The sequence below is a fragment of the Rhodococcus sp. 05-2254-5 genome, from assembly GCF_002258575.1.
Taxonomy (GTDB): Bacteria; Actinomycetota; Actinomycetes; order Mycobacteriales; family Mycobacteriaceae; genus Rhodococcoides; species Rhodococcoides fascians.
Window position 1 is genome coordinate 22,185 of record NZ_NOZG01000004.1, and the last position, 13,171, is coordinate 35,355.

7 protein-coding genes are annotated in these 13,171 nt (G+C 64.9%); 1 reads left to right on the top strand and 6 read right to left on the bottom strand.

Annotation, left to right across the window (positions count from 1 at the left end; genetic code table 11):
* Nucleotides 1-7: 7 nt before the first annotated feature.
* Nucleotides 8-841, bottom strand: coding sequence for an SDR family NAD(P)-dependent oxidoreductase (locus tag CH278_RS03965; protein WP_032406324.1), 834 nt, complete (start codon nt 839-841; stop codon nt 8-10).
* Nucleotides 838-2,406 carry a flavin-containing monooxygenase gene (locus CH278_RS03970; protein WP_032375499.1) on the bottom strand — a complete coding sequence of 523 codons (1,569 nt, stop codon included), beginning with the start codon at nt 2,404-2,406 and terminating at the stop codon, nt 838-840. The genes CH278_RS03965 and CH278_RS03970 overlap by 4 nt, the downstream gene beginning before the upstream one ends.
* 69 nt (nt 2,407-2,475) lie before the next feature.
* Between CH278_RS03970 and CH278_RS03975 the strand changes: the two genes are divergently transcribed.
* Complete coding sequence (locus CH278_RS03975; RefSeq protein WP_032371667.1) at nt 2,476-3,123, top strand: TetR/AcrR family transcriptional regulator; 648 nt, start codon at nt 2,476-2,478, stop codon at nt 3,121-3,123.
* A gap of 281 nt (nt 3,124-3,404) precedes the next feature.
* Here CH278_RS03975 and CH278_RS03980 read toward each other — a convergent pair whose 3' ends face one another.
* The 4 genes from CH278_RS03980 to CH278_RS03995 form a co-directional block, all read right to left on the bottom strand.
* Entirely contained in the window at nt 3,405-7,217 is a 3,813-nt protein-coding gene (locus tag CH278_RS03980; protein WP_094621230.1) for a multifunctional oxoglutarate decarboxylase/oxoglutarate dehydrogenase thiamine pyrophosphate-binding subunit/dihydrolipoyllysine-residue succinyltransferase subunit, read from the bottom strand.
* A gap of 110 nt (nt 7,218-7,327) precedes the next feature.
* Nucleotides 7,328-11,065, bottom strand: coding sequence for an ABC transporter ATP-binding protein (locus tag CH278_RS03985; protein ID WP_094621243.1), 3,738 nt, complete (start codon nt 11,063-11,065; stop codon nt 7,328-7,330).
* A gap of 251 nt (nt 11,066-11,316) precedes the next feature.
* Entirely contained in the window at nt 11,317-12,087 is a 771-nt protein-coding gene (locus CH278_RS03990; RefSeq protein ID WP_094621231.1) for a hypothetical protein, read from the bottom strand.
* Complete coding sequence (locus tag CH278_RS03995) at nt 12,084-13,142, bottom strand: ATP-binding cassette domain-containing protein (RefSeq protein WP_094621232.1); 1,059 nt, start codon at nt 13,140-13,142, stop codon at nt 12,084-12,086. The genes CH278_RS03990 and CH278_RS03995 overlap by 4 nt, the downstream gene beginning before the upstream one ends.
* Between the last annotated feature and the right edge of the window lie 29 nt (nt 13,143-13,171).

Here is a 13,171-nt window from a genome sequence, read left to right on the forward strand (position 1 = left end):
GACCCGCCTACTTCTTCGACCGTGGCATGGCACGCTTGGACACCGCAGCGATCAGACCCTGGTACCGCGAGCCGGTGATGCGTTGCAGCAGATCGAGCGCGATGGCGTCGGAACCGATGAGCACGCGACCCCTGCCCTTCTCGACGCCCTTGAGAATGGTCTTGGCCGCGTCGATCGGGGTGGTCTTCGCCAACTTGCTGTCGAAGAACTTCGCCACGTCGGCCTGGTCGAAATTCTCGGCAACGGTGGCGTTGCGGGCGATGGCAGTCTTGATGCCGCCGGGGTGCACCACGGTCACCTTCACCGGAGCCTTTGCGATCAACATCTCCATGCGCAGCGACTCGCTGAATCCGCGGACGGCGAACTTCGCAGCGTTGTACGCGGACTGGGACGGCATCGCCAACAGGCCGAACAGGCTGGAGATGTTGACGATGTGGCCGTCGCCGGAGGCCTTGATGTGCGGCAGAAATGCCTTGGTGCCGTTGACGACGCCCCAGAAATCGACGTCGACGATGCGCTCGATGTCCTTGAACGAGGACTTCTCCACGTCACCGTGGTAGGCGATGCCCGCGTTGTTGTAGATCTGGTTGACCTTGCCGAAATGCGCGACGACGGCCTCGGCGTAGTCCAGCACGGTCTCGCGCTGCGAGACGTCGAGGAAATCGGACTTCACCTCGGCTCCGAGTGCTTCGACGCGGCGCACCGTCTCGTCGAGTCCGGCGGTGTCGACGTCGGACAGTGCGAGCTTGGCTCCGTGTCCGGCCAGCTCGAGGGCCAAGGCCCGGCCGATTCCCGAACCCGCGCCGGTGACGACGGCCACCTTGCCTGTGAATGTGCTCATCGTGCGGACACCTTGTCTGTGTTGTTGCCGGCGGCCGTGCTTGCCGACGCGGAGGTCAGATCTGCGGTTGCGACGCTACGGTACGCATCGAGATCGAAATGCTTGGTCTGACGACGGAACTCGAACGTGAACCCGGGCCACAGGGTGGTGTTGTTTCCGTGCTTGTCCAGATACCAGCTGGCGCAGCCGCCGTTCATCCAGACGCTCTTGGCGAGCTGGTCCTGCAGAGTCACGTTGTATTCGTCCTGCACGTCCTTGCGCACTTCGATGGTCCCGATGTCGTGCTTGTCGATGGTGTTCAAGGCGTCGACCAGGTAGTTGATCTGCGACTCGATCATGAAGACCATCGAGGTGTGCCCGAGGCCGGTGTTGGGGCCGACGAGGAAGAACATGTTCGGGAAGTTCGCCACCGCGGCGCCCTTGTAGCCCTGCTGTCCGCCGTCGTCGAACGTCTGCGCCAGCGTCCGGCCGTCCTTGCCGACGATGGCTTGGTATGCAGGTGAATCGGTGACGTGGAAGCCGGTGGCGACGACGAGTGCGTCGATCGGGCGCTCGGTGCCGTCCTTGGTGACGATCGATCCCGTGCGGATCTCGGCGATGCCGTCGGTCACGAGGTCGACGTTGCTCTGCGCGAGAGCGGGGTAATACGCGTTGGAGATCAACATGCGCTTGCAGCCGATGCGGAAGTTCGGGGTCACCTTCGCGCGCAGCGCCTTGTCCTTGATCTGCGTGCGCAGATGATTCTCCGACGCCCACTGCAGCGGCTTCATGAACGCGGGGTTCTTCGCCAGTCCGACGACCTGGGTCTCACGCATCGCGTAGATGCCGGCGCGGGCGAGGCGCTGGAAGCCGGGCACATGCTTGAAGGCGAAGCGCTCGAGCTTGGTGTACGGGCGATCGGCGCGAGGGAGGATCCACGGGGCGGTGCGCTGGTAGACGTCGAGGTGCTCGACCTGGCCTGCGATGGCGGGAACGATCTGGATCGCCGACGCGCCGGTCCCGATGACGGCGACGCGCTTACCGGCGAGCGAGACGTCGTGGTTCCACTGAGCGGAGTGGAAGACGTCGCCCTCGAAATCGTGAATTCCCTTGATATCGGGCAGGTTCGGCTCACACAGTGCGCCGACGGCCGAGACGACGATCTTGGCGGTGTAGTTGCCGGTGGTCGTCTCGACGTCCCAGCGGCTGGTGGAGGCGTTCCATCGCGCCGACGTCACGTCCGTGCCGAAGACGTGCTTGTCCATGACGCCGTACTTGCGCGCAACTCCGGCGATGTACTTCTGGATCTCGGGCTGGGTGGAGAACGAACGGGTCCACTCCGGGTTCAGCGCGAACGAGTACGAGTACAGATGCGAGGGCACGTCGCAGGCTGCACCGGGGTAGGTGTTGTCGCGCCAGGTACCGCCCACATCGTGGCCGCGTTCGACGACGACGAAGTTCTTCTTGCCTGCCTTGGTCAGCTTGATCGCCGCTCCGAGCCCGGCGAAACCACTGCCGATGATCAGCGTATCGACGTGACGCGGCGACGTTGCGCGGTCCGAAGTATCTGTTACGGGAAGACTCATGTAGAGCAGACTAGAAGCTTACTGAGTGTGAGTCAATAGTTATTGACTACTATTCAATAGGATGATTGCATGGCGGATGTGAACCGCGCTGGAGTATCGACGACGAAAAGGACCAGACTCAGTCCGCAGCAACGACGAGCGCAGCTGATCGAGCTCGGCACCGAGATGCTCGCCGATCGGCCACTCGAACAGATCTCCGTCGAGGACATCGCCGATCAGGCCGGAGTCTCCCGAGGTCTACTGTTCCACTACTTCGCGTCCAAGCAGGACTTTCACCTCGAAATAGTCCGCGAGGCGTCGCGGTCGATGATCGAACGGACCGCACCCGACCCCGACCTCGAACCCTTCGAGATTCTGCGCGACTCCATCGCCAACTACGTCGACTACGTCAGCGAGAAACGCGACACCTTCATCTCCCTGCTCCGCGGCACGGCAAGCGGAGACCCCCAGATGCGCGAGGTGTTCGAGCAGACCCGCACCACCATGGCCGATCGCACTCTCGTCCAACTCGCTCAACTCGACGTCGATGTCACCCCCACCATCGACCTCGCCGTCCGCGGGTGGATCGCCTTCGTCGAAGAAGCCACCATCACCTGGCTCAGAAATCCACAGATCACCCGCGACGAGTTGATCGACCTGAACGTCAACGCCCTACCTGCCGTCGCCCTGGCACCGGGAATGATCTCCGCGCTGCTGGGAGCCGACGCCGACGCCTGAGCCCCGCCCCAGTGTGCGTCCCCCCGGTTCGACGTCCTCCCCGGTTGCAGGTCCTCCCCAGTTGGGAGTCCTCCCCAGTTGGGATCAATGTCCCTTTGTTGCAGTCTGACCGACTGAATCCCGCATTCATCCGAAGTGCGGCCGAGGCCACAGCCGAATGAATGCGGCTCTGTTGCAGTCTGACCGACTGAATCCCACATTGATCCCAACCCGGGTGCGCACAGAAACGACGAAAGCGGCCCACTCCCGAAGGAGTGGGCCGCTTGTCGCTGTCGGAGATTCTAGTCTTCGCCGACCTTGTTGAAGGCCTCGTCGATGATTTCGAGTTGCTCGACGGCGTGCACCTTGCTCGATCCCGAAGACGGTGCGGACATGGCGCGACGGGAGATGCGCTTGATGCCGACCAGCTTTTCGGGCATGAGTTCGGGCAGTGCGAGACCGAAGAACGGCCAGGCACCCTGGTTCGCAGGCTCTTCCTGAACCCAGCGGAATTCCGTTGCGTTCGGGTAGCTCTCGAGTGCTTCCCGGATTCGACGCGTCGGCACGGGGTAGAGCTGCTCGATTCGGACGATGGCGACGTCGTCGCGGTTGTCCTTCTGCTTGCGAGCGAGGAGCTCGTAGTAGAGCTTGCCGCTGACCATCAGCACGCGCTTGACCTTGCTGCGGTCACCGGTGCCGTTGTCGTAGGTGGGCTCGTCGAACACCGAGTGGAACTTGCCGTCGGTGAAGTCCTCGATGTTGCTCACTGCTGCCTTGTTGCGCAGCATCGACTTCGGGGTGAAGACGATCAGCGGGCGACGGATTCCGTCACGCGCGTGCCTGCGCAGCAGGTGGAAGTAGTTCGCGGGGGTAGAGGGGAGTGCGACGGTCATCGATCCTTCCGCGCACAGCGTCAGGAAGCGTTCGATGCGTCCGGACGTGTGGTCCGGGCCCTGACCCTCGTGGCCGTGCGGGAGCAGCAGCACGACGTCGGAGAGCTGTCCCCACTTGGCTTCACCGGACGAGATGAACTCGTCGATGATGGACTGGGCACCGTTGACGAAGTCGCCGAACTGCGCTTCCCACATCACCAGTGCGTCCGGGTTGCCCACGGAGTAGCCGTACTCGAAGCCGACGGCCGCGAACTCGCTCAGTGCGGAGTCGTAGACCATGAACTTGCCGGGATTGTCGCTGCCGATGTTCTGCAGCGGCGTGTACTCGGAACCGGTCTTGCGGTCGATGATCACCGAGTGCCGCTGCGTGAACGTGCCGCGGCGGGTGTCCTGGCCCGAGAAACGAATGTTACGTCCCTCGTCCACGAGCGAGCCGAGTGCGAGCAGTTCGCCGAAGGCCCAGTCGACCTTGCCCTCGTACGCCATCTCCCGACGCTTCTCGAGCACCGGCTTGACGCGGGGGTGCACGTTGAATCCCTCGGGAATGTCGAGGTGCGCATCACCGATGCGGTGCAGGACGGCCTTGTCGACGGCGGTGGTGAGCTTGGTCGGCAACTGCTGGTCGAGTTCGACCGATTCGCTGGGCTCCGGGGTGTACTTCTCGAGTTCGCGTACCTCGTTGAAGACGCGTTCGAGCTGACCCTGGTAGTCGCGGAGCGCGTCCTCGGCTTCCTTGAGCGAGATGTCGCCACGGCCGATGAGCGATTCGGTGTAGCTCTTGCGGACGCTGCGCTTGGTGTCGATCACGTCGTACATCGCCGGCTGGGTCATCGAGGGGTCGTCGCCCTCGTTGTGTCCGCGACGGCGGTAGCAGATCATGTCGATGACGACGTCCTTGTGGAACTTCTGACGGAAGTCCACTGCCAGCTGAGCCACCCAGGCACATGCCTCGGGGTCGTCGCCGTTGACATGGAAGATCGGCGCGGCGATCATCTTGGCCACGTCGGTGCAGTACTCGGACGAGCGCGAGAACTCCGGCGAGGTGGTGAAGCCGACCTGGTTGTTGACGACGATGTGCACGGTTCCGCCGGTGCGGTAGCCACGCAGATCGGACAGGTTCAGCGTTTCCGCGACGACGCCCTGGCCTGCGAAGGCCGCGTCGCCGTGCAGCATCAGCGGCAGCACGGAGTAACCGCCCTGGCCGGTGCCCTTGTCCAGGAGGTCCTGCTTGGCCCGGACGAGGCCTTCGAGAACGGGGTCGACGGCTTCGAGGTGCGACGGGTTCGCCGTGAGCGAGACCTTGATGTCGTTGTCGCCGAACATCTGGATGTACGTGCCCTCGGCACCGAGGTGGTACTTCACGTCACCGGAGCCGTGTGCGGCAGCCGGGTTCATGTTGCCCTCGAACTCGGTGAAGATCTTCGAGTACGGCTTGCCGACGATGTTGGCCAGCACGTTCAGGCGACCGCGGTGCGGCATGCCGATGACGACCTCGTCGAGGGCGTACTCGGCGCTCTGGTCGATGACGGAGTCCATCATCGGGATGACCGACTCGGCACCTTCGAGCGAGAAGCGCTTCTGTCCGACGTACTTGGTCTGCAGGAACGTCTCGAAGGCCTCGGCTGCGTTGAGCTTGCTGAGGATGTACTTCTGTTGCGCCACAGTCGGTTTGACGTGCTTGGCTTCGACGCGTTCCTGCAGCCACGAGACCTGCTCGGTCTCGAGGATGTGGGTGTACTCGACGCCGACGTGGCGGCAGTACGAGTCGCGCAGGACGCTGAGCACGTCGCGCAGCTTCATCTTGTCCTTGCCGTGGAATCCGCCTACCTTGAACTCGCGGTCGAGATCCCACAGCGTCAGGTCGTGGCTGATCACGTCGAGGTCCGGATGCATCCGGAACTTGTCCTTGGTGAACTGCAACGGGTCGGTGTCGGCCATCAGGTGACCGCGGTTGCGGTACGCCGCGATGAGCTCGAGCACGCGGGTGTTCTTGTCGACGGTGCCTTCGGGCAGATCCTTGCGCCAGCGGATCGGCTCGTACGGGATCTTGAGCGAATGGAACAGCTCGTCGTAGAACTCGTCGCTGATCAGCAGATTGTGGATCGTCTTGAGGAAGTCGCCCGACTCCGCACCCTGAATGATGCGGTGGTCGTACGTCGAGGTCAGCGTCATGAGCTTGCCGACGCCGAACTCGGCGAGACGTTCGTCGCTGGCACCCTGGAATTCCGCCGGGTACTCCATGGCACCGGCACCGATGATGGCACCCTGGCCGTTCATCAGGCGCGGGACGGAGTGGACGGTGCCGATTCCGCCGGGGTTGGTCAGCGAGATCGTGACGCCCTGGAAGTCCTCGCCGGTGAGCTTGCCGTCGCGGGCACGCCGGACGATGTCCTCGTACGCGTTGTAGAACTGCGTGAACGTGAAGTCCTGCGTGTTCTTGATGGCCGCGACGACGAGGGAACGGTTGCCGTCCTTGCCGGGAAGGTCGATCGCCAGACCGAGGTTGATCGACGCCGGAGTGACGGCATTGGGCTTGCCGTCGACCTCGGCGAAGTGGCGGTTCATGTTCGGGAACGCCTTGACGGCCTGCACGATGGCGTAGCCGAGCAGGTGCGTGAACGAGATCTTGCCGCCGCGGGTACGCGCGAGGTGGTTGTTGATGACGAGGCGATTGTCGACCATGAGCTTGGCCGGGATGGCTCGCACGCTGGTAGCTGTCGGAATCTGCAGCGAAGCGGACATGTTCTTGGCAACCGCTGCAGCTGCGCCGCGCAGAATCTTGCTCGACTCTTCACCGAATTCGGCAGCGGCGGGCTTGGCCGGGGCTGCCTTCTTCTCGGCCGGCTTGGCCGGGGCCGACTTCGCCGGAGCAGGCTTGGATTCAGCAGCCTTGGGAGCTGCGGCCTTCGCGGGGGCTTCGGTCTTCTTGGGAGCTTCGGTCTTCGGGGCTTCGGTCTTCGCGGCCGAGGCGGCGGGCTTCGCAGGAGGCGCGGGTGCTGCGGGAGGAGCGGACTTGGCCGAGCTGCCGTTCGAGGCCGAGCCGTTGGAACCGGACTTACCGTTGGAGATGGGGTTCTCGTCGATCACGGCTTCGGGGTCGTAATCGGTGAGGAACTCGTGCCAGCTCGCGTCGACGGAGGACGGGTCCTGCTTGAACCGCTGGTACATCTCGTCGACCAGCCATTGATTTTGTCCGAATTGGGTAGTAGAGCTGCTGCTCACGGCAGTAGTTCGCCTCGTTTCTGTCTTCGTTCCCGATCAGCGCGCGTACGACTCCAGGCTAGACCTCCGGTCGAGATCGCGTGCGTCCGGGACGTAGCTGTGATATGTACTCACCGGTAACCATCGGCCTCGTTGTCGATGACCCCGTTGACTATCGAATTATTCCCCCGGTTCGTTTCGGCTGCAGCCCACAATGTGGCGTAGAAGCCGTCCCGTTTGCGAAGTTCGGAATGTCGTCCGACTTCCACGATACGACCACCGTCGACGACCACGATCAAATCCGCTCGTGCGGCGGTGGCCAATCGGTGCGCGACGACCACAGCGGTGCGGGTCCGCGCAACGGCGTTGCTGGCTTCGAGGACCTTGCGTTCGGTGGCCGGATCGAGGGTCGCGGTCGCTTCGTCGAGCAGGAGTAGATCGGGATCCACCAGTTCGGCGCGGGCCAGCGCAATGAGCTGTCGTTGGCCGGCCGACAACCCTTGGCCGCGTTCGCCGACAGGTTGCTGCATACCGCCGCGAAGTGCAGCGATGGTGTCGAGGGCCCCGACCGAGCGTGCCGCGTTCTCGATGTCGGCCCTGCTGGCGTCGGGCCTGCCGTACGCGATGTTCGACGCGATGGTTCCGGTGAACAGGTGGGCTTCCTGCGGTACGACGCCCAGCCGGTGGCGGTAGTCGGACAACCGGTAGTCGCGGAGGTCGTGGCCACCCACGCGTACCGATCCCGAGGTCGGGTCGTAGAACCGAGCGAGCAGCTTCACGACGGTGGATTTGCCTGCTCCGGTGCGACCGACCAATGCGACGGTGGTGCCTGCCGGGATGCTGAGAGATACCTCACTGAGTGCGTCGGAGTGAGCTCCGGCATACCGAAAGCTCACGTCGACGAGGTCGATGTCGGCGTTCAGGCGATCGCCGACGACTGCACCGGACCCGGTCGCTGTCGCTGTTTCGATCGAACTCGTCGTGCGTAGGAGGTCTCCGATTCGCCCGACGCCGACGCGGGCCTGCTGGTAGCCGTCGAATACTTGCGAGAGTTGCTGGATCGGGCCGAAGAGGAGTCCGAGGTACAACACGAACGCCACCAGGGTGCCCGCGGTGGCGGTGCCCGTGGCGATCTGATGCGCACCGACGAAGACGACGACGGCCAGCGCGACATCCGAGAGCAGCGTGATGAACGGGAAGAACACCGAGATCGCGGTCTGCGATCGCATCCGGCTCGCTCGGTAGCGGTTGCTGCGTTCGGCGAAGCGAGAGGCTGCGTACTCCTCACGTCGGTATGCCTGCGCTGCGCGCAGTCCGGTGACGTTCTCCTGGAAATCGGCGTTGACGATGGAGATGCGTTCGCGCGAGGTCGAGTACGCAGCCGAGGAGATGCGTCTGAAGACGACGGTTGCGACGGCGAGCGGCGGCACGACAGCCAGGGCGACCAGCCCGAGCGTCGTATCCGTGACGAGCAGTGCGATCGCGATGCCGACGACGGTCAGCACGCTGACCACGGCCGTGGACGCGCCGGTCTGGATGAACGACGACAGCGCATCGACGTCGGTGGTCATTCGCGTCATGATGCGCCCGGACAGCTCGCGCTCGTAGTAGTCCAGCCCGAGTCTCTGAATGTGCGCGTAGCTGCGTACTCGCAATCCGAACAGCACCCGCTCGCCGGCTCGTGCGGTGAGCACGGTCGTCGCGCAGACCACGAACCAGCTGGCAGCAGCCAGGGCGACGCCTATCGATGTTGCGATCCACAGGGTGTCGGAGTCCCCGCGGGCCACGCCGCTGTCCACCGCGTACCGGACGAGTGAGGGAAAGGCGATCGAGGCGATCGAGTCCAGCGCCAGCAGCACCACGACACCTGCCAGCAGCAGCCGGACAGGACTCAGCAGTCGTGAGAGCCGGAATTCCGGGTCGGGTCGACGCAACTGTTGTCCCGGTCCGCCTGGTTCCTCCGTTGCCGGTGGCAGGGCTGCCACCGCGTCGGAGATGGCCTGCGTCGGTGCCAACGAGCCGAATGCGCCGGCCATCGCTGCGCCGTGGGTGCCTCCGCCTCCGGCACCTGCGGGCGGCATCGCGCCACCGGGGTTCGATGCGGCTTCCAGAGCATCGTCCGGCCAGAGCATCGCCGCCGACGGTTCCGTGCGCGGTTCCGGTGCGGCGTCGCTGTGTTCGTTCTCGTCTCCGCCCGCGAGGAGAGCGCGGAACAGTGGGCAGCGCTCGTCGAGTTCGTCGACTGTGCCGGTGTCGATGATGTGTCCACCGTCGAGGACAGCTACTCGGTCGGCCAACGTCAGCGTCGATCGGCGGTGTGCGAGGACGAGGGTCGCCCGGGTACGCACGCCGCGCAGTGCGTCGAAGATGGCGGCCTCGGTCTCGGCGTCGACGGCGGAGGTGGCGTCGTCGAGGACGAGAATCCGCGGCTCGACCAACAGGGCGCGAGCCAGGGCGATGCGTTGGCGTTGCCCGCCCGAAAGGGTGAGGCCGCGTTCGCCGACGAGACTGTCGTAGCCCTCGGGCAGAGCGTCGATGAAGGTCGAGGCCTGAGCCAGCCGAGCCGCGTGTTCGATCTCCTCCGCGCTTGCCTCGGGCCTGCCGAGCGCGATGTTGGCGGCGATGGTGTCGGAGAACAGAAACGGCTCGTCGAAGACCAACGACACCGCTTCGCGCAGTGACGCGGAATCCAGGTCGTCGATGTCGATGGACGTGTCCCCGGAGGTCACCGCGATCCGGCCGCGAGTAGGGCGATAGAAGCGGGGGAGCAGCAGGGAGAGCGCGGTCTTTCCCGAGCCCGCGTGTCCCACGACGGCCACCGTCTCCCCGGGGGCGATGCTCAGGTCGAGGTCGCTGAGAACGTTGCGCTCTGCCTCGAATCCGAACGTGACGCCGGTGAGGTGGACGCCGAGGGGGCCGTCGGGCAGTGCGATGGGGTGCGCCGGTTCCGGTGCGGTCGGCTCGGTGTCGACCACTTCGTAGACGCGCTCGACGGCCGCGCGGGAGAGCTGCGCCATGATCACCACCGACGACACGGTTCGGGTGACGGCGGACAGCGTGGCCACGTAGGTGGCGAAGGCGAGAAAGGTGCCGATGGTGATGTGGCCGTGCAGTGCCAACCAGCCGCCGAGAGCGATGACGCCGACCAGTCCGAGCTGAGGAATGGTTGACATGGTCGGTGCGAACCGTGAATTGATGCGGGCCGAGCGCATGCGTTCGGCGAACAGCCTGCGCCCGAGAGCTTCGATGCGATCCACCGCACGCGCTTCCTGCCCGAAGCCCTTGACCACCCGGACTCCGGTGACGGTCTCCTCCACGTGCTGGGCCAGATCGGCGGCGCGCTGTTGTGCGGACCAGGTGGCAGCGAAGAGGGTGGGTCGCATTCGGTAGACGACGACGCTGACCGCGGGAACGATGACGACCGCGACAAGGGTGAGCAGCGGTGAGAGGTAGGCCATCACGACCAGGGCCAGGACGAACTGCAGAATTGCCCCGGCCGACAGCGGCACCATGGCGAGCAGACCCTGCACCAACTGCAGGTCGGTGATCGATCTCGACACGACCTGGCCGGTTCGGATTTCGTCCTGCTTACGACCGTCGAGCCGCTGCAGCGACGCCAGCAGGTCCATCCGCAGGTCGTGTTGAACATCGATCGACAGGCGACCGGCGAGCATGCGCCGACCGAACTGGCAGGCGAATCGCAGAGCACCCAGCAGTGCGATGGCTATCGCGACTCCGGCGATCACGTCGTTCTTGCCTGCGCTGGCGTCGTCGATCGCGAGGCGCGTCAGCAGCGGAAACGAGATGTCGATGAGGGCGGCGATCATCGTCACGCCCAGTGCGCCGAGTGCCGTCCGCCGGTGCAACATGCACTGCGCGAGCAGACGTCTGATCCAGCCACGCCGTGTGATCGACGACGCGGTGATCGACGACGCGGTGGTCGGCCGGGAGTCGGTGGGTACGCCGGACGAGCCGGGGTCGGTTTCCAGCAGACGGGTACTGCCCGTATTGCTGCCCGACCCTGCTCGATCCTTCACGTATTCGCTGTGTGCCATCGATTCACACGGTAGACCCGGCTACCGACAGCAGGATCGGGCGAACATCCCCACCGATGCGTTGGTCAGTCGATGTCCCGGGTACGGGCGAGGAACCAACCGCCACCGGTGAGGATCACGGCCCACAGGGCAAGTCCGAGCGGAGCCCACGGCCACGACGCGAGGTCGCCCGCATCGTCCAATTGTGTCGCTGCCATCGTCGGCAATGTCAGGTTCGACGGCAGCGCGGTTGCCACCGGTCCGAAACCGACTCCGAACAGAATCAGGGACAGCAGTCCTTCACCGAACGGCAGCCAGGCGACGAGCACGATGGCGGCCCAGGTCGGGGATTTGAGCAGCAACCCCAGCCCGGCTCCGATGAGCGACCACAGCACCACGGCGAGCAAGCACGACGCGACGACGCCGATGAAAGCGCCGTCGAGGACGATTGTTCGTTGGCTGAAGATCAGCAGACACACCAGGCTCGCCAGGAGCACGACGAGGCCGTACCCCAGGCCGAATAGGGCGGTGACGATGAGCTTGGCGGCAACGACGCCGTCCCTGCCGCGGGCCGTCAGGAAGCTGGTGGTGATGGTCTTGTGTCGAAACTCGGTTCCGGCGTTGACCGCGCCGAAGATGCCGGCGAACAGGATGGCGGCACCCGCGGCGACGTACAGGCCGATGGAGGCGACACCGCCGGCGATCTGAAGATCTTCCTCGAACTCGCCCAGCTGGTTCGCGATCACCGAGGTGATGACGGACGCGAACACGCCGACAACGGTCGGTGCGATCGCCAGCGCCCACCAGAACTTCAGTGTGGTGACCTTGCGGATCTCTGATGTCAACAGCGCGTTCATCGCGAACCCCCGTTCCAGTTCTGCGGTGGTCCGTAGTTCTGTGGCGGCGGTGAGTACCCCTGGTTGTAACCAGGCGGTGGCCCGTATCCCGGCGGCGGTCCGTATCCCGGAGGCGGTCCGTACGCAGTGGGTTGGACGGGTGCTGCGGTGTACTGACCGGCGGTGATCGACAGGAACACCTGCTCGAGGTCGACGTGTTCGCTGGTGGTGCCGAAGACCGTGACCCCAGCGTCGGCCGCGATGCGCGTGACAGTGGCAGCGTCGGCACCCGCGACGCCGATGCGGCCGTCGGGTAGCAGTTGGGTGTCGGTGAGTCCGGTGGACGCCAATGCCAAAGCCAGTTTCGCCGGGTCGGACGCGGCGACGAGCACGCGGCTCGGGCGGGTGGATCGCAGCTGAGCGATGGATCCCTGGTACACCAGGGTGCCGGCGCTGACGATGACGAGAGTGTCGACGGTCTGCTCGATCTCGCGCAGGATGTGGCTCGATACCAGGACGGTTCTCCCCGATGCCGCGAACGCCTTCAGAAAGTCCCGGAGCCACGCAATTCCCTCGGGATCGAGGCCGTTCGCGGGTTCGTCGAGTACGAGGATCTCGGGATCGCCGAGTAGAGCTGTTGCCAACGTCAGTCGCTGACGCATGCCGAGAGAGAACCCGCCTGCTGCGCGGTGCGCGGCGTCGCCCAGACCTACGAGGTTCAGGACGTCGAGGGCGCGGCTGTCGGGTACCCCGATCGCCGCGGTGTAGATCTTCAGGTGGTGCTCGGCGCTGCGTTTGGGGTGCAAACTCAGCGAGTCGAGAACGGCCCCGACGGTACGGGCCGGGTGGGTCGCCGTACGAAACGGAACGCCGTTGACGAGGCCGACGCCCGAAGTCGGGGCGACGAGGCCGAGCAGCATCCGCAGTGTCGTGGACTTGCCGGAGCCGTTCGGCCCGAGAAAGCCGGTGACGGTTCCGCGTGGAACGACGAAGCTCAGGTCCGAGACCGCGCGAACGGTACCGAATTGTTTCGTCAGAGCCTGCGCTTCCAGCGCCGGAGCCGAGTAGCTGGTCATCTGTGCGGTGTCCCCCTGGCCGTCGGTGC

Coding starts and splice junctions, on each gene's coding strand:
- CH278_RS03965 (WP_032406324.1), bottom strand. CDS start 841: ATGAGCACATTCACAGGCAAGGTGGCCGTCGTCACCGGCGCGGGTTCG.
- CH278_RS03970 (WP_032375499.1), bottom strand. CDS start 2,406: ATGAGTCTTCCCGTAACAGATACTTCGGACCGCGCAACGTCGCCGCGT.
- CH278_RS03975 (WP_032371667.1), top strand. CDS start 2,476: ATGGCGGATGTGAACCGCGCTGGAGTATCGACGACGAAAAGGACCAGA.
- CH278_RS03985 (WP_094621243.1), bottom strand. CDS start 11,065: ATGTTGCACCGGCGGACGGCACTCGGCGCACTGGGCGTGACGATGATC.
- CH278_RS03990 (WP_094621231.1), bottom strand. CDS start 12,087: ATGAACGCGCTGTTGACATCAGAGATCCGCAAGGTCACCACACTGAAG.
- CH278_RS03995 (WP_094621232.1), bottom strand. CDS start 13,142: ATGACCAGCTACTCGGCTCCGGCGCTGGAAGCGCAGGCTCTGACGAAA.